Genomic DNA, 20779 nt, shown 5'->3' on the forward strand with positions numbered 1-20779 from the left:
GTAATTAAATTACAAGTAAACACGATTTTTATCACGGCACGTTTTTGAGGAACCAAGATGTTAGATACCCTCATGCTGTCGCGGATCCAGTTCGCGGCCAATATCAGCTTTCATATACTCTTTCCGACCATCACCATCGCGTTGGCATGGATGTTGGTGTTTTTCAAGTGGCGATATAACCGTACACAAGCTCCCGTATGGCTCGATGTTTATTACTTTTGGGTCAAGATATTCGCTCTTACTTTCGCCTTAGGTGTAGTATCCGGCATTACGATGAGTTTCCAGTTTGGTACCAACTGGCCAGGCTTTATGGAAAGAGTCGGAAACGTAGCAGGACCATTGCTCGGATACGAAGTGATGACTGCCTTCTTTATGGAAGCCATCTTCCTTGGCGTGATGCTTTTTGGACGAGGACGAGTGCCGGAATGGGTTCATACTCTCGCCACCGTTCTGGTTGCTGTTGGGACAAGTATGTCCGCATTTTGGATTCTGGTGCTTAACAGCTGGATGCACACACCAAGTGGCTATGAAGTGATTGACGGAAATGTGCATGTAACCAGTTGGAAGGAAGTTATTTTCAATCCTTCTTTACCCTACCGTCTTCTGCACACGCTATTAGCATCGGCGCTGACTGCCAGCTTCTTGATTGCGGGTATCTCGGCTTATCAAATAATGAAAAAGCCAGATCACCGCTCAGCCAAACTTGGCTTAAAAGTCGCGTTGTTCGCGGCGGCTGGATTCATCCCAATTCAAATCTTTGTCGGAGACCTGCACGGGTTAAACACGCTTGAACATCAACCTGCAAAAATTGCAGCAATGGAAGGCGTGTGGGAGACCGAGCAAGGCGCGCCTCTTCTTCTGTTTGCGATGCCAAATGAAGAAACTCGCAGCAATGATTTTGAAGTTGGCATCCCGAAGTTAGCGAGTTTGATTCTTACTCATGACTTAGACGGAGAAATCCAAGGACTTAACGAGTTTGCGCCTGACCACCCGCCAGTGAAGCCCTTGTTCTTTGGTTTCCGCGTGATGGTTGGTGTCGGTGTTCTTATGCTGCTGGTTAGCTGGTATGGCGCGGTGAAGCTAGCACGCAAAAAAGCGCTACCTAAACCTTACTTGTACACAGTATTAGCCATGACGTTTTCTGGTTGGGTAGCCACACTGGCGGGTTGGTATGTTACTGAGATTGGTCGACAACCTTGGTTGGTCAGCGGTGTATTACGTACATCAGAAGCCGTCACCACGGTTGCGAGCAGCAGTGTGATGACTTCGCTCATTATGTACCTAGCCATTTACGCGGCATTGCTGGTTGCGTACATCCATACCCTGTTCTATTTGGCGCGCAAAGACGTTGCGGCCCATGAAGTCCCACTGGCACAACAAGAGGCCTAATCATGCTCGACTATCTACCAGAAATTTACCTTCTGCTGCTTGGCTTCTCGGTCTTTATGTATGCCGTGCTCGACGGCTACGACCTTGGTGTCGGTATCCTGTTGCCAAGTGATAATGAAGCTCAGCGTGACCGAATGATAGCGTCTATCGGCCCTTTCTGGGACGCGAATGAAACGTGGTTGGTATTAGCCGTCGGTATTCTGCTGATTGCCTTTCCTACTGCACATAGCTTGATTTTGACGGAGCTTTATATGCCGACCGCCATCATGCTTATCGCACTAATCATGCGTGGCGTGGCGTTCGATTTCCGAGCCAAAGCGAACTCGGATCATAAGCCTCATTGGGATTGGTGCTTCAGAATTGGCTCGCTAATCACCGCACTAACTCAGGGTTACATGGTGGGCCGTTACATCATGGGATTTGAGCAATCAACCGAAGCATTTGGCTTTGCATGGTTAAGCGCACTTTGTGTAACAGCAGCGTACGTTTACATCGGCGGCGCATGGTTGGTACTGAAAACGGAAGGTGATTTGCAAATACGTTCGGCACGTTGGTCTCGCCGTGCGGGTTGGTTAGCTGCATTGGGAATCTTAGTAGTGAGCGTTGTAAACCCGATTGTAAATCAACAAGTTGCCTTGCGTTGGTTCAGCTTTCCAGAAGTGTTGTTGCTTGCCCCAGTCCCATTGATTGTGCTGGCGACCATCTTCCTCGTTGATCGCTATTTGCGTCAGGTTCCAATGGTGAATGATCTTGGTGTACGCTGGCCTTTCTTTGGTGTCACCGTCATTTTCGCGTTGAGCTTTCTCGGTCTTGCGTATAGCTTCTTCCCAGAAGTTGTGCCGGGATTAATGACCGCACAAGAAGCCGCCTCCTCGCCTGCGACGTTAATGATTGTAGGCTACGGCGTAATGATCGTTATGCCGATGATTTTGCTTTACACCTTTATGGTGTATCGAATCTTCAAAGGCAAAGCGACAGAGCTTAGCTATAAGTAGATAAGACAATTTAGATTTAAAGGGGCGCAGAGCCCCTTGTTTGTATCTGTGTTGTGAGTTTACCACTTCATTTCACCCATATGGACCTTAGCACCAATACTTAGCGCCATTGGTAGTTGTGCATCGGGGTAGCTTGCCGACATTTTGTCGATCACTTCCGTGCTATTCTTGCTGCTACCTTTTGCTTTCTGGAAGTCTGCAAGGTACTGCTGGGAGTAGCTTATAGTGCTAGCGTCAAGCTTGGTTCCAGCTTTCATATGTCCTGGAATGACGATATCTGGTTTTAGTTCTTGCAGTTCTTTCAACTGTTTAACCCATGCTTTCTGGCTACTCTCCGATTGCGCGTCAGCCATCCAAAGGTGCAAATTGCCATATACGGCGACGTTGCCCAGAACCGCTTTGTTAGAAGGGATCCACAAGTAAGGACGATGAGCCAATTCACCTTGTGTTCCACGAATCTCGATTTTGTGCCCGTCAACGGTCAACATATTGTCTTCGATAGCTTGTGCTAGATACGGCTCGACCGGAGCGTTGCCCCCCATTTTAGGTCCCCAAAAAGCCAATTTGCCAGCTAACTTCTTCTCTATAACCTCAATCACTGCCGGCGTACTCAGAACTTGCGCTTTCGGAAACAGTGCATGCAACACTTCAGCACCAAAGTAGTAGTCTGGGTCAGCCTGACTAATAAAAATGGTTTTCAGCTCTTTGCCACTATCAAGAACTTTTGCGGCAATACGCAGAGCGTCTGCTTTGGTAAAGCCGGTATCGACAACCATGACTTCACTTTCACCGATTACCAATGTTGAGTTTACGTGGAAGCTGTTCTTGTCAGCGTTATAAACATCAAGAGTTAGTGGCGTGTTTTCTGCTGCGGTTGCATTAGTGGCGAGTAAGATAGATGCGGCCATTAGAGTTAAATTTTTCATACCGTTCTCCTTCTATGTGTTTGGGTATGGAGAGGATAATAAGGAATTGACGTGCTCAGAAAAACACACCAAACTGAGCATTATTGTTTCTTAATTCGAGCGAATGTATGGATAGGCTAACAGCTGCAAAAGTGTTTGTTGATGTTGCAGCGACGGGTAGTTTTACTGCTACAGCAGACAGGCTGGATATGTCTCGCCCTATGGTGACGAGATACATTGAGACGATGGAAGCTTGGCTGAATACCCGCCTTTTACATCGAACTACTCGAAAAGTATCTTTAACAACAGCGGGCCAAACATGCTTGGAAGAGGTTAAACAGTGGCTTGATCAAGCCGAAAGCCTAAGCGAGTTAGCAGATAACAGTGGTGAGTTGTCGGGTACAGTTCGGTTGGCAACCAGCATGTCATTTGGTTACTCTCAATTGGTGCCAGCCATTCAAGAGTTTATGGCGGAGAATCCCAACGTAAAGATCGATATCGACTTGCATGATTCAGTAACAGACCTAACTGAAAGCCAGATAGATCTTGCTGTCCGAATCGCCTCGACACCGGATCCGTCTTTGATAGGTAAACCGATATCGATATGTGAGTCAGTGGTGGTCGCTTCGCCAGAGTATTTGAATAGAAATAGTGCTATTTCTAAACCAAGCGATTTAACAGGTCATACTTGTCTTGGGTATAAAAATTTTCAACAACATATTTGGCATTTAACAAAAGACAACACACAACAATCGGTAGAAGTTAAGTGTAACTTGACAGCAAATGAGGCAACCGCCTTATTGCAAGCCGCATTGCATGGTGCAGGCATAGCTATCCAGCCATTCTATCTCGTGAATCAGTACATTAAAGGTGGACAGCTTCAGCAGGTTTTGCCGGACTGGAAACCTAACGACTTAACCATTTATGTTCTCTATTCTTCCAGAAAGTATATGTCACCAACTGTGCGTGCACTGATTGACCATTTATCGGGCTATTTTTCTGAAGCTCGTTGGTAAGGTTCTCGTTGGATTTGCCAATAAAAGAAACTAAGAAAATTTACTCAGTCCATTACGCTATTGGCGAGTCCATTTAATTTTTGGAGTATTGCCCTTTATTTACCTCTGGAGTTAATAAGGAAATGTCACATTCAAGTTTACGTTTGTAAAAAGGCACCATGCAAGGCGCATGACGCAGCTCGATATTGAGCACTTGTCACAATAAATTTTACGCTGTTTTTGTTGCCAGATTTATATTTGCGGATAGGCTTGATTCCATTTTTTTTCAAAGCATTACATCCTTCTTGAATCGTCTGTTCAAGTGCTATCTTTGAGCCAAGAACTGAAAGCAAAGCCACTTGTTGAATCGTAATATCACTATCAGGAATTAGCTTTTTTACGTTCGTTAGAATGGCTCCAAAGTGAACTGCTTCACAATCAAAATAGTAGTGCACATGTTTTCCCTTCACGTACCTATGTAACAAGCTAAATTCAGACTGCAATTGGATTTGCTGCTCTAGTTGCTTTAAGTCGATGCTGTCATCTTTCACTTCTATTTTCAGGGCACACACATCTTCTTTACCTGATACCAATTCAACTTTGTGGCTGGTGGAACGGTGACTGCGACTAATGAAAGTACCAGGATGATCGGGTTCAAAGGTACATTTCACCTGAAGGTCTATGTTTTTCTGAGAGAGTTCTGCAAGGGCTGCCGGGTGAACAACCTCATTTGACAATGCTGATAGCTGATTGACTACTTGATAGTTTGAGTTACTCATCGGAGAAACCTGACTTTCGCCAATTAATATTGGATCCCCTGAGCTCAGATGATGAGATTTATGGATAACAGCTTGCTTGGCATCGGTTATTGCGGCGATCCTGCTTAAGGTCAAATCACCGTAACGGCGATCATGTTGAAAGGTATTATTGATTTCATGTGAAGAATAGGCTGCCACTACAGGAAGCTCACAACTTAAATCTACATCTTCTAGGTTATTTCTTACTTTAGTATCAAAGGATTGATCAGAATCGTTCGAAGAGTCAGTTAAATCTATGAACTTTGTTTGAACACCATAACGTTCAGCCTTTAATGCGGTGTTATACGCACTGTGCGCCTCTCCAATAGCGGCTAAACGTTCGCGAATTTTGGTTTGATGACGTTTGGTGGACAAATTTTCACGTATCCAACGTCGAGAATCAGAGCTTCGTTTGATAATAAAGTCATCAGCTTTCCTGCGTAACATAGGGTCCGCGAACACACTTTCATTTACCAACAAAAGTCGTTGAATAACGCTATCCAGTTTACTTTCCCATAAATTGCTCCCATCTAGAGCATAATGATAGACGCCTGGCTCATGGTTTTTTTTACTTTCTAAAAGAGCATCTGTGATCCCCTGATATGCCGGAATCACAAGGATTCTGTTGTATATGGCTTGAGGCTCTGGTTTGAGAATAATGTTATCTAGAACAGCATCAAATGCTGTCATTGAAGAACCACTTATTTTTTCAACCGTATGAGACATACACTCCCTTTTTGTGATATTGGTTTAGGTGAAAATTAGTTTGAACACTAAATATTTTTTCATGATACACTAGTCATGTTTCTTTTTAAATGGCGCGTATTCCGCGTAATTGTTGATTATCGTGATGATAGAAAGATTAGTTCTGTAAGTATTTTGACCGGCTCTGGGTGAGGAGGTGTGCTTTAGCCATGGCCATGACAAAGTGAACTCTAGAAAGTTGATGTAATTAGATGAATCAGTGTGATGACTAAAATGATCTTCAGGATAAATAATGGTGGGTTTGCTCGCGCGGGGATATAACTATGCTAAAAATCACCTCAAAGACTTCGCTAACAACGTTTCATTCTCTCACACCGTCGAAAATGCTATTCCCAACGCATATTTGAAAATATTAATGAACATATTTTCTTCGCTAAGCGTATCGGCACAAAAGGAGATCACCAATGAAATTGAATAGCACGACATTATACGAGCGCCTTTCAAATGAGGAGGATGCAAGGGCATGTTCTGGCATCTCAGATTCCGCTTGTAGGGAGGTGCCCGGTAATTTTTTTAGAATATTGATTGCCCAACTATGTACTAAGCTGGCTGACTCATTCAGTAGTAGTAAAGTTGTATTGCCTTGGCTTCTCACGTCCGCCGGAGCTCCTGCATTTTTCACTGCGTTACTAGTTCCCATTCGTGAATCTGGATCTTTGATTCCACAGTTGGTACTAGGTGGAATCGTTCGTCAATTCCAGTATCGAAAACAGTTTTATGTCGTTGGTTCTTTATTGCAAGGCACAGCGGTTGCTCTAATGGCGCTGTCGGCTCTTCATCTCAATGGTGCTCAGTTTGGTTGGACGATCATCGCGTTGTTGATCATTTTCTCGCTTAGTCGAGGGCTTTGCTCTATTGCCAGCAAAGACGTACTAGGAAAAACCGTACCAAAAGCCCGACGAGGACGGTTAGGGGGGCTAAGCGCCAGCTTATCAGGTACCATCACCTTGTTGGTTACTGGCAGCATGCTTGCTTATCAAGATACTTCGATGAACTTTATGGTTGTCCTATTGGCAATTGCCTGCTTTTGTTGGCTATTCGCCGCCATAAGCTTTGGTTCGATTGTTGAGTATGCTGGGGCGACTGAAGGCGCAGAAAATGGATTTAAAGTAGCGTTAAAAAACCTGAATCTGTTGCGTAACGATGTTCAATTTCAACGCTTTATGGCGGTACGCGCATTGTTGATGAGTTCTGGTCTTGCTGCTCCATTCATTGTGTTACTTGCAACACCTCATACAAACTTTGGAGGCGTTCTTCTGTTTGTTATTCTAACCGGAGTAGCAAATTTGGTTAGTGGTATGTTTTGGGGGCTATTAGCAGATCGAAGCAGCCGCTATGTCCTCCTGCTAACCGCAGCGCTGTCTATTGGTATTTTTGTAATAACGGCTATATTCCAGATCGCAATCGAACCGAGCGTATCTTCAGTGGCGATCACGTTCGTTTATCTTCTGTTGTATTTTCTTCTCGCAATAACGCACCAAGGAGTGCGATTGGGCCGGAAGACTTACCTGATTGATATGGCTGAAGGCAACCAACGAACCGATTATGTATCAGTGAGCAATACTGTCATTGGGCTTCTATTGTTGGTATATGGATTAATAAGTGCGCTCGTAGCCCACTGGAATATGACGGCGGTATTGGGCCTCTTTTCAATAAGCAGTGCTGCAGCCTTGCTTATGGCATTGAAACTCAAAGAAGTTTAGTTAGTCTCGGTAATGGCTCTTACCGTTTTTAATTCCTCTAATCTTCAAGATCAGAGTTTGAGGCTTCAATAGGTGTGTCTCCATTCAGTTCATTAAGCTGTTGGCTAATCCATTTGATTTTAGGATCGTTGCCCCTTGTCTTGTGCCAGTAAAACTGCACGCAATAGTCCGGAACCTCCAGTGGCAGTGGGGAGATAATCAGTGGGATTTGCTTTTTTACTTCAAGAGCATATTTTCTTGGCAGAGTTAACAAATATTGTGTGCCCTGGACAAAACTAGGTGCTGTGATGACACTTGCGGTTTTGACGGCAACTTGTCTCTTTTTCCTCAACCTCGATAGCGCTAGGTCAATAATGCCTCTTGTCTCACCCCAAGGGTTGATAAGGACATGTTTATATTGAAGAAAATGAGTAAGATCGAGAGTGCCTTTTAAAGGGTGGGTTTTACAGCGAACAGAAACGTAAGTGTCATTGAACCACACCTGATGATCGAGGCTTTCAGAGGTCTCTTTTTGATGGACAAAGCCGCAGACGAGGTCGAGTTTATTTCTGCTCAACATTTCTTCAGGCGACCTTTCATCCCACCGCACAAACTCAATATTAATATTCGGGTATTTGTTTGCCAAACTCACAACAAGTGGTCGCATACACCACCCGGTGTAGTCAGTGGTTGCAATGCGGAAAGTATGGCTATCGTTTGGATCAAAAACTTGTGAAGAGGCCAGCCCATTACCGATCAACTCTAATCCTACTATCAAGTCGTTGGCTATCTGGTCGGAATACTGTGTCGGTAGCATTCTGTTGCCAACACGGACAAACAACTCATCTCCCAGGCGCTCTCTGAGTCGTTGCAGAGCATGGCTACATGCTGGCTGGCTAATATTTAAGCTCTCTGCCGTTGCCTTAACAGAGCTTGTTTCATAAAGGCTGGCAAATAGCTTGATTAGGTTCAAATCGATATTTTGATTAAAAGTCATGTATATTTTTCAGTTGGTGGTTGAAAAAAATGCACTACCTTCATGTTGAGATCGAGATTACACTCCTTTAACTAGCTGTCAAGGACCGACAAAGCGACCCCTAAAGGCATCTATTGCTGAACCAAGGGAAGTACTCGGCTCGACACACCAAAGAACAATGGAAGGTTAAAAGTGAATTACCAACTTAAATATCAGGAAATGTCGCACGCTCTGTATGAAGCCCTGAAAGACGACCCATTTTATATTGCAATAGAAAGTGCGATTGATGATCGCGAGAATGTTAGACAGAAGATGCTGAAGTATTTTGACTATTCAATTGATGAAAGCCAAAAGTATGGGGAGCTACTGATTCCGGAAGGTGATGCTTATGGAGTGTCTGTATGGAGTCGACCTATTGCTGATGACATTGAATTACAAAGGTCGAAATCAAAAAAGGCGTTCTTATTAATGGAGCTTGGAGAAAACGCTCTAGCTACATATAAAAAGATTGTTGATTTTATGTCGGAACAAGCAGAGCCGCTGATTTGTTCCAAAGCTTGGTATTTATCTATTGTCGGTGTTCTCCCTGCGTATCAAGGAAGAGGGTATGGAGCGAATCTAATTACGCCGGTACTTTCACAAACAGATCAGCTTGATGTTCCTACTTACTTAGAGACATTTACCCCTAGAACGAAAAAATTCTACCGCCAGTTAGGTTACTCAGAAATAAGTGTTTTCTTAGAGCCCGTTACTCAAGCGGAATACTCCATCATGATGAGACCAGCGAGCAAGTTATAGCGGTCAAGCTCATCATGCAGACTCGATAATGAATATATTTCTACCACGTTCAAAATATTTTGGGGATCTCTATGGATCGATCGTTGTTAAAGGCTCATTTGGCGGTAATGACGGCTGTCGTTATTTGGGCTACGTCTTTTATCGCCTTGAAAGTCGCGATTGGTGAAGTTGCACCTATGGTCGTGGTCTTTTTTCGTATGGTGATTGGCTCACTCGCTTTTTTGGTGGTTTGGCCGTGGATTCGTAACGGAATAAACTATCAAGCGGGAGACTGGAAATTATTGTCAGCTATGGCATTACTTGAACCTTGTCTCTATTTTATTTTTGAAGCTCAAGCCATGCGTTTTACCAGTGCAGGTCAGGCCGGTATGGTCACTTCCATGCTGCCTTTAATGGTTGCTGTTGCCGCTTACTTTCACTTAAAGGAGCGTAATACACCGCGTCAATGGGTCGGGTTAATTATTGCTGTTCTCGGTGTGGTATGGATGACGCTGAGCGGAACCGAAAGCGAGCAAGCCCCCAATCCAGTATTAGGTAATCTATTGGAATTTGGCGCGATGGTCACTGCTGTAGGGTATACGCTACTGATTAAGCAACTCGTTCAGCGCTACTCAGCTTTTGTTTTAACTGCTATTCAAACGTTTGTCGGCACCATTTTCTTTTTACCACTGGCATTAAGCTCTGATTGGCCAACCGAAATTTCGTTTAATGCTGTTAGTAGTATTGTCTACCTAGGTCTGGTGGTATCTCTTGGAGGGTATGGGCTATATAACTACTCATTGACTCGGATAAAAGCTTCTACGTCAGCAGGCTATATTAATCTAATCCCTGCATTTACTTTGTTTTTCTCTATGCTGCTGCTAGGCGAGCGTTTGGTTCTCACTCAATGGATAGCGATTGGAATTATCTTTTTCGGAGTGCTTTTGAGTCAGGATAGAACGCCACAGGTAGAGCAGCAGGTGGCTCGTGATATCAATGGTTAGTAGGTAACAATGCATCTCGCTATTGGAGAAAAGAGCAACTTTGGTCATGTAACGCTCGCAGGAAAACCATACTATGTTCGCATCTTCTGACATGAGACAACTTAGCCAATGACAAGAGCTGCCAATCACCGAGAAAAACAGATTCAAACTGTCTGTCAGTACATCGATACTCACCTGGATCATGAGTTGAACTTGGTTCTTCTTAGTCAGGTGGCGCATTGCTCTAAGTATCATTTTCAGCGACTGTTTTCTTCCTATATGGGGATTAGCGCCACTCAATATGTTCTGCTGGCAAGGCTTAAACGAGCATCTTTTCGTTTAGCGTTCGAAAAGCATATCACTATTACGAGTATCGCATTTGAAGCGCAATTTGATAGTAGCGAAGCGTTTAGCCGGGCATTTCTTAGAACTTTTGGGCAAACGCCGTCTCAATTCAGAGCCAAGCCGGAGTGGAAACAATGGCACTCAAAATATGAATTTAAAGCCCCTAATGTAGGAGAGATTGTCGTGGATGTGAATGTTGTAAGTTTTGCTGAACAACCTATTGCCTTTGTTACCCACCGAGGAAGTCCAAAAAGAGTTTTTGAAACGACCGCTAAGTTTATTGAATGGCGAAAGTCGACAGGACTGTCACCCATTAAAACCAGTAAAACATTTGGTATCCCTTATGGGGATCCAAACCAAGTGCCTGTAGATGAGTTTCGATTTGATATCTGTGGCAGCCATAGTGGCGAAGTACCGGAAAACCATTTCGGTGTAAAATCAGGGACGATTCCAGCGGGACGTTGTGCCGTGGTTTTGCACAAGGGAAGCCAAGACATTATTGGAAAGACCATCTATCAACTGTATCAACAATGGCTACCAACAAGTGGCGAAGAGCTTAGAGAATTCCCGATATTCTTTCGCTACCTAAACTTCATACACGAAGTCGACGAGTGTGACCTCTTAACTGAAGTCTATTTACCAATTAAATAAAACCTTCAACACGATTCTATCTGCAAATGTTTGACTGTTCATTCATCACCGTTAACATGGACGCCATCAACTGATTTTGAGCTATCTGATTAATCTTTAAAGAGTTATCTAGATAAGGTAACTGTATTTAATTACTACCGAAACCTATATGTCTCGATAGTTGGTACGAAGATCGAACACAGCAGTAAAGGCGAAAATTATGGAACTTGAAGAGCAAGTAAAGAAACTGTCTGAGATAGGCTTATCGTTGAATGAAGGGATTACAATAGATCATCTTCTCCTTTCATTTTCGAGAGAACAGTATGAAGCTGCGCCATTTGATTTGATCTTACTTGCCTACGGTCTTGAAGTAGAAGAAAAGCCTTGGGGACGTTTCATTTGCGACCAAGCTTGGAATTTTGATGTTGAAGCCATAGAAGACAACGGCTCTTATGTGGATATCGTTAAACAGTTTCATAGGATCACTGGCCAAGCTAAAGGTGTGAAAGGGTTGCAAGACATGGTGAACATTGAAGAGTCTCGCGCAAAACTTGAATATGAAGTCGATGGCGCGCAAAGAAGCTTAGAGCCAGTAGTCGACAATGATTGGGCTGACGTGCAAGTTGTTACAACGATTATGAGTGACTTAAGTGAAGATGGGTATGATTTTTATCCAAAAGATAACGGACAGTCGAGAGTTTGGTTTTACCTATCCGATAAACAAGCTTTAGCGTTAAACAACTTAGCTAACAACGTATTCAATCTCAGTAAAAAACCGTGGTGGAAAATATGGTAGGGCAGTCATAGATGTCTAAGCTTGAGAACACCGTCGAATGTTGCCTCCATGGTGAGCAACAAGAAACGTTTGTATGCCAACACATTGTACACACTCTTAAAGACGAAGTACCTAGGGGCTTTTGGTGGGCAGATAATCCTGAAAACCCAAGACCAGATGCGTGGTGTAGTGAGTGTGAAGCTATGGTGCAAAGAACTGGCGGGGAGTGGAACGATGAGAGTGAGGCTTTTGCTCAGGTAAAGCTACTCTGCGGTGTGTGCTACGACCAAGCTAAACTGATTAACCTCCCTGAAAAGAAACCATGGTGGAAGGTGTGGAAGTAAGCGAGTGTGGTTTAGAGCGTGCTTGTGCTTAATTTGGTGTGTGCCGGATGCTATGTCTACATGTTTCTATAGAACGTTAACTAAGCAATGCTGTGCTTTCACACATCATTGCTTATCAGTGGGCTTCGTTTCAAATAAATAGTTGGTATGGAAAACTATGACTACAACTTAAGTTTACTGAATCGTGATTGCTTGCTCTTTTAGTGCGGCATCTCGAATCTCTTCTGGCAAATCATCGTTAATGTCTAACCATGTTTCAGTCGACGTATCATAAATCGAAGGCTTACCCGTTATTGGGTTCGTACCAGTCCAAAACTCAACACCGTTTAATATGAAGAAGTCCACACCAGTAGCTAGAACATAAATTGGCGACATCAAAATCGTTAGACCTGCTCTTGCGTAGCGATTGTCTACCGGTTTCATGTTGAGTTCCATCGTTTTCACAGTTGCTACATTTTGTCCTGCACAGCCCGCAAGAAATACAGCGCCGAGGCCAGCAATTAACAGTTTGGTTTTCATAAGAATCTCTAGTTAACAAATAGAATTAAGGCTGTAGAAATGAAAATGCTCTAGCCACTTTCATGACTAGAGCAAATCCATTTGCTACAAACACGGGAGGATTAGATTTAGAGTGAGGGGTTACAACTCTTGGATTCGAATACCACGTAGAGTTTCCATATATTCTAGCGTTTCGTTGACGTTCATTGGTTCGTACAAACGAAGAACACCTGCCCATCCTTCAGAAACTTCGAAGTTGTAAGCTTCATCGGTACCACAGTTGAAAGTAACTGAAACGGTACCGTCACCGTTGTCACGCATACCTTCACCTGATGCATAGAAATGCTCTGAGTCAATCCAGCCATCAGCAGCATAAGTCGTCAGTGAGTAATAACCACCACGGCCTTCAAAATCCAGATTTGGTTTAGGAATCGTCCACTCTTGGCAACTTGTTTTACCCTGACCAGGAACACGTTCTAGATACTGAGCGGTATCTGCTGGTAAACCCGCATACCCAAACGCCGTAACATACTTGAAGTGATGATCTTCTACAGCATCAAAATCAGCTCCAAAGCCTTTAAGGCCTTCGATTGGCGCACCATATTGCATCACGTTATTAATCAACTTCAGACGGTAGTTCACTACATCATCTGGGTTATAGCCTTTACCTTGGTACGGATTCGATGAGTTCGCTTCAATAGACAACAAACCTTGGCGACGCTTAGTGTCTTCTGTCGATTCAGCAATGCGAGTGCGCGCCAGAATATGCACGTGGGTACCTGTCGTTAAGTCATCCGCGTTTAATGTCAGTGTTTCGCCACGACGAACCACTTTATGCAATAGGTGATTTTCATCCATGATGTGGATGATCTGAAAGTAGTCATTATTTTCAGCAGGCACATGGAAAGTCGCTCCTTCAGATACGTCGACAACCATAGTTGAGTAAACCACGTCACGGTTTGAACGGATAACCGTTTGAGCATCTTTCGATACAGGGTCCGCATGTAGCCACTGGTTCACACCAACCTTCTCTTGAAGGCCTAAGAAGTTCCAGTCTGATTCAGCTTGATGATAGTTATCCCAGTTTACGTTACCGATTGGTGCATGGTCATAGTCACCAGCCGTTGCACCAAATACGATAGTTGAGAGTAGAGCTGCCAAAGTTGTCTTTTTCATCGTTGTGTCTCGTGTTTGTTTGGATGAGGTCAGTATGCAAGATAATCTGAGCAATGCTCCAACTAATAAAGTGAAAACAAGATATGCGCAATTGATATATCTAAGGAAGACTTTGATTGATGAGTTAATAAAGAAGTGCTTAACGAATTATTAAGATTTAGTCGATGTACTTAACAATATATTGTAGATATATTATTTTGCATACAAGGATTAACGTTCCAAATAATCATTCACAATGTTTTTTTAAACTTCATATGGATATTGATGAGCCTTATCATTTTCAATCGGTCCGAATAAGAGGTTTATAGTGAGACTCTCAAACAAGCAAGCCATCATTACGCTTACTGTATCAATACTTATAGCTGGTTTCTCTACCTTCTTGTTCACACACAATACACTTAAGACAAAAAGTGCAGCGTTTGCTGAAGACTTCCAGAGTATCATTCATTACGCCCAATTCCGTAAGAAAGAGCTTATTACACGTTTTGAAACTGATAGTTGTAATGACTATACTATTTCACTTAAAGATAATCTCGTTACCTCGGTGTATCTTATTGATGAGGATGACAAAATAATATGCTACAGCGGTGATGCCGTACCACCATTTGGATCATCAAGCGAATATTATCAGAACGTAACGATTCTTCCTCAAGGCTTGCTTTTAAAAAGTGCCTTAAATGATATTAATGCATTTATGTTTATCCACCAGGATTTCATTGAAAAGAGAACTAAGTCTATATTTGGAGATGCTTTTGAATACATTGAGTTTTTCTCCAATCACGATATAAACCATGATGTCCTTACCTTTGGTTATTATGACTTTGGACCTGTTGTTGCACGTATCGATATCAAGCGAAGTCACTATATAAGTCTTTTTGCCCGTATTCTATTATTCACTACAGGGATTTTATTTTTCCTCTCTCATTGGTTTTTGAATAATTCCAATATAGAGACGAAAACACTTAAATATCTCAAAGAAGCAATTAAAAACCAAACATTTACTATGAACTATCAGCCTTTAGTCGACAAGAATGAAAACATACGAGGCTTCGAAGCTCTTATTCGTTGGAATCATCCTGAGATCGGGTTTGTTTCACCGGATGACTTCATCCCTCTAGCAGAGCAACATGGACTAATTCATGGGCTGACAGATTGTGTCTTTGAAATGGTCATCAATGAGCTTACGCAAAGTGACTGGAGATTTGAGGGAGAAAGAATTGGTATCAACGTTCCACCTAGCTACATTGAAGCAACGTCGAATCTTGAAAAGTTACGACACTATTACGAACAAATTTCTTGTATAGGTTATGAACCAGTCATTGAGCTCACTGAGCGCGAGCTAATCACTAATGACTCCTTAACTCAGTTGCAAAAAGTAAAAGAGTTAGGTTATTTAATTGCCATCGATGATTTTGGAACGGGTTACACTGGACTGTCCATGCTGAGCCAACTTCCTATAGATTACATCAAAGTAGATAGGTTTTTTGTCAATAGTATCGAAAATGAAAGCGTTAACGTTCAATTACTAGAGACTATTTTACACTTAGGCAAAAAGCTAAATCTTCCGATCGTCGCTGAAGGTGTCGAGACTCATGCACAAGCAGATTACCTAAAAGCACACGATTGTGATCGCTTACAAGGCTACCTGTTTGCCAAACCAATGCCTTGGAGTGAAACCAAACAATATCTTTAAAAAGGCGATTCGAAGCAAATCTCAGCTAGCTATGATTTGCTTTCGTTGTCGATGTTTCAATCGAATCGAGTAGCCATTTTCGATATGAGATGAATTTTCTAACTCGGTAACACAGCATATGGCTATTTGATTTGCTTAAACTCCACAACCATTTTGTATTGATAGTCTTCGAACGTAAATGTACTGTTAACTGATATGTTTTTCTCGATAGAAGCGACTTTAATGCCATCAACTGTAAGAGTGCTGGATAAATAATAAGACTTATTGTCGCCTTTTTTTTCAGGAAGTTTGGTTCCTACTTCGACTATTTTTAGTCCTGAATTACTAATGAAAATTACCTCTCCTGTTAATAGCATAATTCTTGGTGTAACAAGAAGTTTGTCACCTTCATAAATTTTATAAGTTATTATATTTGTAGGGTTGGTAAGTGCCATAGATAAAGTAGGGAATACTAACAAAATCGTTGTTAATAGAGTATCTCTCAGCATTTTTATTATCCAGTTATAAAAAAATTGATAGTGCATCAAACGAACGTGCTTTATGAAATTTACAATAAAAAAGTACCAACCCTAGGGGCTGGTACGTAATTTAATATTGATATCGACAAGTAAGCCATTAGGCAAAAATGAAGTTAAAGTAACGCCTAAGTACGTTAGCTGAAAACTGAGCTTCAAGAGCCAACAGAAACTATGACTTAATTGTTGATGCAGGACACATAAGAAGTAAAGAAGTCTTCATCCGTCCTCCTGTAATCTGTATCACCAGTTGCTAAGTCAACAGTCACTTTATCTGTACCGATATAGACTGTTGTAGACCAGTAGTAATACCAACCTGTAGCCCATCCAAGAAGAGTCATATCTCCATTTTCTCTTTGTAGTGACGTTAAAGCGCTTTCGGTTGGTAATCTCCAACCCCTGCCATTAAAGTTCATTGATGAGAGTCTTTCGCACCATGCATTAGCTTCACCCCAGTTGACTAAAGCAAATAGCTTGCCATTGGTCTCGTACTCGCCTTCAGTACTAAAGCCCAATGATTGGGTAACCAATACATTTGGATTGGATACAAAATCATTCCCAAGCTCATCTTGGTTCACGTGCAAACATAAACCATATTGATCAGAGTTATCACATGCCAAAAGATCGATTTTATTAATAGTTACAATATCTTGAATATTGCTATCGTACTTATAAGTCGCAATAATTTCTGCTGTTTCATCACCATCGGTTTTTACAGTAACTAACCCATTTTCATCAACTGACCACCCAGACCCATTAGTATGCCAATCAACCAATGTGCTTACGTCATGGCCGTCTGACTTAGCAATCAGTGCCAGTTGCCCACCTTGAATAATTTCAAAATCATCACTACCATTTTTTATTGCAATTTCTATATTATCAACGGGTAATCCAACCATTAAGTTTTCTTTACCTTGCGGTGGGTTCATAGAATCAAGCAACGTTAATTCAGCTGTAATATCTGCACTTTGACCTGAAGATGTTGATGTTACTGTTCCTTTATTGTCAACACTTAATAAATAGTTGCTGGTTTTCCATTCTGCAATTTCACGTACATGTAAAACTTCGCTCAAGTTACCTTTTGTTACTGTCAACAAAGCTTCACAGTCAGTAGAACCATAGAATGGGTTGTCATTACACTCTACAATTAGGTGATCAGAAAAGTTATCTTTTCCTAAAGTAGTCAGTGCTAAACTTTCTTCTAATATGTCATCGATATGGTTATTAGAGTATGTTCCCGATACTTGACAGTCATTCAGTTCAACACCAACATCTTTAACAATAAGGTAGCCATTCTCAATGTCACAGTTCCCTTCTACTGACCAATCTACATCATTTGAAACATCGACTTTAAATATATCACCTGAACGTTCAATAATTAAATTAGCTTCAAGTTCTTCATGGATATTTTGCAAAATAACTCGTTGTGAATTGTTTTCTGGGTTACTAAAACCAACATCTAACTCTAGGCTGACTTCGTCTATATCATCGAAAAAGATGACTTCAATATCAATTTCACTCTCCTCATATTTTCCATTTTCGTCAAAAGTTGCGGAAAGCGTAACACCCCCTTTAGCTATAGGTGTTGCAACACCATCACGAATTGTCACCACATCAGTGTTGTTCGACTGCCATTGAGAAACTTTCGTAACATCCAATCTTTTATTAGGTAAAGTAGGCTCATTAAATAGAAAATTTGCATTATATGTACTAGGAACACCGACGACCATAATTGGGCTCCCTGAAACATCAAACCCAATATGGTTTAGAGGTTGAACTTCTACTTTATGCTCGGCATTGTGACCAGAATAAAATGCGCTTACATGCATATTTTCCTGTATGTCATATGCCCAAAAGATATTTGGATGGTGCTCATCTATTCGCAAACCATTACTGTATTCCCACGCTACCGACTCTATTTCCTGGGTAGAACCATCATTGTAAATACCCATGGCTTTAAATTCTGTTGGGTAGCCTAGAGGGCTAATTACAGTTCTTCTATCTCCTGACATCAACTCAGTGACAGGAAACAATTCGAGTTCGTTCAATGCCTTGTCATGACCACCATTACCACTGCTATCAGATGACTGTTTACAGCCTGATAACATCGCTATAGTAACTAAACTCAAACATAACTTTTTATTCATCTAAAAACCTTACATAAAGCGCTTTAGCGCTGTTCCAAAGTTGGCATTTGACCTTGCAAATATTTACATGTTCTATTTTAATTTATAAGTTATAAATTTGAGATGATAAATGTAAATATTATAAGGTTGTAAAACGCATAAATATGTCTTATGCGACGTAAGCGGTATTATGATTAGTTCTATAGGGGGAGGTTAATTTAAAAATTATTAATGGATTGTTAAGCTATACTTAATTAATATATGAAGCATAATTTAATATTATTATCGCGTGTTAGGGTATTTAAGTAGTGAATGAAATTTTTGATAATATTTTATATCGGATTAAGCGTTAATAATCCATTGGTATGGATAATTTGATATGTATATCAGGGGGGGATGTTAGAGTGGAAAGAAAGCCCTCTTAACGTAGGCAGTATTGGGGAAACTGTATGCTTTGTCCTTAATAAGGGTTATTCGTGGCTAGCTTTTAACATCGCTGTCTCAATCGAATCTAACAACCACTTATATTTTTCAGAATGCTGATTCTTTTTGTGGATATAAGCAAACATATCAATTTTATCACTCCCACCAGCATCTTCAACTTTAATGGCACGAATGTCGTGGCTGTGCTGATTAATTACAGGAATCATACATGGCGCCAGCACGTTGCTTTGCTTAACTGTGTTGATAAGCCCAACTACAGACGTTGTTCGAAGGTTCATTTTTAAAGTGATCCCTCTTAGAAGCGCTTCTTCTTCAATACGCGAATTTTTACTTATATCAAAGTACGCCAAATCAATGTGAGCAAAAGGGTAAGAAGCTAGTTCTTCCATTTTTGCTGTCGACCCTTTAAACGGGTGATCCTTTCTGGCAGCTAGCACAAAACTCAAATTAACTAAAGGCACAGCGATAATTTCAGACGGAAGGTTATCAGAGCTAAAGTGAATTACGAAGTCGACTGTACCTTTCTGAAGCTTTTCTAACGAATGCTGTGAGATGGTATGAGTTACCAGTGTGGACTTCGGGCTTTCGTCAGAGATTTGCTGAAATAAAGCGGGGGTCAACCAAGGCAAAATATGCGGGTTAGCCTCAATATGAAACGTATCTTCTAAGTCCTCAGGGTGAAAGTGTTTACCTTCTTCTATCGCAATAAACAGCCCTTCAAGCAATGGATAAACATTCCGATAGAGCCCATCTGAAAAGGGCGTTGGTAGAAACTGTTTATTCGATAATACAAACAGCTCTTCTCCGAGAGATTCTTTGAGCTTCTTGATGCTTTGACTTACTGCTGGGGTTGAAACAAAAAGCTTTTCACCTGCCTTACGTAAGCTTTGTTCTTGGTACACAATGACAAAGACTTTCAGCAGATTTAAATCAACATTGCTTAACTTCATACCTCACCCCAACCATAAATAGATACTTAACGAACACTTAAGTTTATGTGAATTTAATTAACTATGTCCAGTTTGTATAGTGGTTTCACTTTCAAAGGATGGTGTTCCAGCGCAGTGTACCAAAATACCACCAGCACCAATTACACGGACGTAATATCTAAAACTATGAGGTTACTATGCTATTACGTCGTTCAATTGTTTCTGTGGCTGTTCTTGCTTTCTCAGGTGCATCCATTGCTCAAGAAGCAGCACAAGAGTCTGAAGTTCAAGACATGTCAGATCCTTTGGCTGTTTATACACAAGCAGGCTTTGGTTACACCGACAAAGGTTTAAACCTAAAAATTGGTCAAACCTATGATACCGGCAGCGATACCACAATGGGTATGAATGTTATAGAGATCAAAGGCTTTGCTGGTGATGCGTTAGGCTGGAGTAATCGAGATACTGACGACAGTATTGATTCTATCCGATTCCGCAACTTTGGCGTTGACCTAACCAATGGTCGTGGTGCACAGGTCGATATGTCTTGGGATTTCGATACTAATCAAGGTAGTGCGTCTTATAGCTTTATCCAAGCGCTTCCACAAATGGGTATGTTCAACTTCTACCCTCTAGCAGGTTTGGGAATTGCCGCAGGTGAAGAGCTGCCAGGTACAACGGGTGGTAACTTGGACGAAGCACAAGTACGTGACCGTTACAACATGCACGGCACTTTCTACGTAGCCGGGATGTACAGCAAAATGCAGCTCACCGACAAGATCTGGTTGAACTACAACCCTATGTACCTAGGTTCAATTTCTGGTTCATCTCAATTTAAAGATTACGGCTTTGAACAAAGTGATTCGGTATTCGCGCACGAGTTCGCTGCAAGTTACCAAATCACACCACGCGCTAACGTTCGTTACTTTGCAAACTGGACTGAGAACACGAGCTTTGACGATGGTGACCACCGCATCGAGTTCAACTATCAGTTTTAACACTGCGCAATTTCAAAGTCAGTCACCTTCAATTATCGGTAA

At 41.8% G+C, this 20779-nt stretch carries 19 protein-coding genes; 11 read left to right on the forward strand and 8 right to left on the reverse strand.

What is annotated here, in order from left to right; genetic code table 11:
- The first annotated feature begins 57 nt into the window (after positions 1 to 57).
- On the forward strand, positions 58 to 1389 hold the full coding sequence (locus tag VFDL14_RS13325; RefSeq protein WP_032550821.1) for a cytochrome ubiquinol oxidase subunit I: 1332 nt from the start codon (positions 58 to 60) through the stop codon (positions 1387 to 1389).
- Positions 1390 to 1391: 2 nt separating this feature from the next.
- Positions 1392 to 2384, forward strand: a complete 993-nt coding sequence (locus tag VFDL14_RS13320) for a cytochrome d ubiquinol oxidase subunit II (protein ID WP_009704562.1) — start codon at positions 1392 to 1394, stop codon at positions 2382 to 2384.
- Between the two features lie 59 nt (positions 2385 to 2443).
- Here VFDL14_RS13320 and VFDL14_RS13315 read toward each other — a convergent pair whose 3' ends face one another.
- Positions 2444 to 3310: an MBL fold metallo-hydrolase gene (locus VFDL14_RS13315; protein WP_032550822.1), complete on the reverse strand. Its 867-nt coding sequence runs from the start codon at positions 3308 to 3310 to the stop codon at positions 2444 to 2446.
- Positions 3311 to 3417: 107 nt separating this feature from the next.
- Between VFDL14_RS13315 and VFDL14_RS13310 the strand changes: the two genes are divergently transcribed.
- Positions 3418 to 4305, forward strand: a complete 888-nt coding sequence (locus tag VFDL14_RS13310; protein ID WP_032550823.1) for a LysR family transcriptional regulator — start codon at positions 3418 to 3420, stop codon at positions 4303 to 4305.
- 137 nt (positions 4306 to 4442) lie between these two features.
- On the opposite strand, the gene VFDL14_RS0123135 is transcribed toward VFDL14_RS13310, so the two are convergent.
- Entirely contained in the window at positions 4443 to 5807 is a 1365-nt protein-coding gene (locus VFDL14_RS0123135) for a hypothetical protein (RefSeq protein ID WP_032550824.1), read from the reverse strand.
- 443 nt (positions 5808 to 6250) lie between these two features.
- Here VFDL14_RS0123135 and VFDL14_RS13300 point away from each other — a divergent pair, with 443 nt between their 5' ends.
- Positions 6251 to 7549 (forward strand): MFS transporter, encoded by a 1299-nt coding sequence (locus VFDL14_RS13300; RefSeq protein ID WP_032550826.1) that lies wholly within the window; start codon positions 6251 to 6253, stop codon positions 7547 to 7549.
- A 37-nt stretch (positions 7550 to 7586) separates the two neighbouring features.
- On the opposite strand, the gene VFDL14_RS13295 is transcribed toward VFDL14_RS13300, so the two are convergent.
- Positions 7587 to 8525, reverse strand: coding sequence for a LysR family transcriptional regulator (locus tag VFDL14_RS13295; protein WP_032550827.1), 939 nt, complete (start codon positions 8523 to 8525; stop codon positions 7587 to 7589).
- A 171-nt stretch (positions 8526 to 8696) separates the two neighbouring features.
- On the opposite strand from VFDL14_RS13295, the gene VFDL14_RS13290 reads away from it, so the two are divergent.
- From VFDL14_RS13290 to VFDL14_RS13270, 5 genes are all read left to right on the forward strand, one after another.
- The gene (locus VFDL14_RS13290; protein WP_050487395.1) at positions 8697 to 9302 is read left to right on the forward strand and encodes a GNAT family N-acetyltransferase; all 606 of its coding nucleotides are present in this window, start codon (positions 8697 to 8699) and stop codon (positions 9300 to 9302) included.
- A gap of 71 nt (positions 9303 to 9373) precedes the next feature.
- Positions 9374 to 10285, forward strand: coding sequence for a DMT family transporter (locus tag VFDL14_RS13285; RefSeq protein ID WP_032550828.1), 912 nt, complete (start codon positions 9374 to 9376; stop codon positions 10283 to 10285).
- Positions 10286 to 10393: 108 nt separating this feature from the next.
- Entirely contained in the window at positions 10394 to 11260 is an 867-nt protein-coding gene (locus VFDL14_RS13280; protein ID WP_032550829.1) for an AraC family transcriptional regulator, read from the forward strand.
- 199 nt (positions 11261 to 11459) lie between these two features.
- Entirely contained in the window at positions 11460 to 12035 is a 576-nt protein-coding gene (locus tag VFDL14_RS13275; RefSeq protein ID WP_032550830.1) for a hypothetical protein, read from the forward strand.
- A gap of 11 nt (positions 12036 to 12046) precedes the next feature.
- Positions 12047 to 12358: a hypothetical protein gene (locus VFDL14_RS13270; protein ID WP_032550831.1), complete on the forward strand. Its 312-nt coding sequence runs from the start codon at positions 12047 to 12049 to the stop codon at positions 12356 to 12358.
- A gap of 174 nt (positions 12359 to 12532) precedes the next feature.
- On the opposite strand, the gene VFDL14_RS13265 is transcribed toward VFDL14_RS13270, so the two are convergent.
- The gene (locus VFDL14_RS13265; RefSeq protein WP_032550889.1) at positions 12533 to 12877 is read right to left on the reverse strand and encodes a DUF3332 family protein; all 345 of its coding nucleotides are present in this window, start codon (positions 12875 to 12877) and stop codon (positions 12533 to 12535) included.
- Positions 12878 to 12997: 120 nt separating this feature from the next.
- Complete coding sequence (locus VFDL14_RS25090; RefSeq protein ID WP_032550890.1) at positions 12998 to 13273, reverse strand: hypothetical protein; 276 nt, start codon at positions 13271 to 13273, stop codon at positions 12998 to 13000.
- 1066 nt (positions 13274 to 14339) lie between these two features.
- Here VFDL14_RS25090 and VFDL14_RS23650 point away from each other — a divergent pair.
- Positions 14340 to 15725: an EAL domain-containing protein gene (locus VFDL14_RS23650; protein ID WP_050487396.1), complete on the forward strand. Its 1386-nt coding sequence runs from the start codon at positions 14340 to 14342 to the stop codon at positions 15723 to 15725.
- Between the two features lie 122 nt (positions 15726 to 15847).
- Here VFDL14_RS23650 and VFDL14_RS13255 read toward each other — a convergent pair whose 3' ends face one another.
- From VFDL14_RS13255 to VFDL14_RS13245, 3 genes are all read right to left on the reverse strand, one after another.
- Positions 15848 to 16213 (reverse strand): hypothetical protein, encoded by a 366-nt coding sequence (locus VFDL14_RS13255; protein WP_152549229.1) that lies wholly within the window; start codon positions 16211 to 16213, stop codon positions 15848 to 15850.
- Positions 16214 to 16419: 206 nt separating this feature from the next.
- On the reverse strand, positions 16420 to 18387 hold the full coding sequence (locus VFDL14_RS13250) for a DUF1566 domain-containing protein (protein WP_032550833.1): 1968 nt from the start codon (positions 18385 to 18387) through the stop codon (positions 16420 to 16422).
- A 449-nt stretch (positions 18388 to 18836) separates the two neighbouring features.
- On the reverse strand, positions 18837 to 19760 hold the full coding sequence (locus VFDL14_RS13245; protein ID WP_032550834.1) for a LysR family transcriptional regulator: 924 nt from the start codon (positions 19758 to 19760) through the stop codon (positions 18837 to 18839).
- A gap of 176 nt (positions 19761 to 19936) precedes the next feature.
- Here VFDL14_RS13245 and VFDL14_RS13240 point away from each other — a divergent pair, with 176 nt between their 5' ends.
- The gene (locus tag VFDL14_RS13240) at positions 19937 to 20737 is read left to right on the forward strand and encodes a hypothetical protein (protein ID WP_032550836.1); all 801 of its coding nucleotides are present in this window, start codon (positions 19937 to 19939) and stop codon (positions 20735 to 20737) included.
- The last annotated feature ends 42 nt before the right edge of the window (positions 20738 to 20779 follow it).

Source organism: Vibrio fortis (assembly GCF_000695685.1).
Classification (GTDB): domain Bacteria; phylum Pseudomonadota; class Gammaproteobacteria; order Enterobacterales; family Vibrionaceae; genus Vibrio; species Vibrio fortis_A.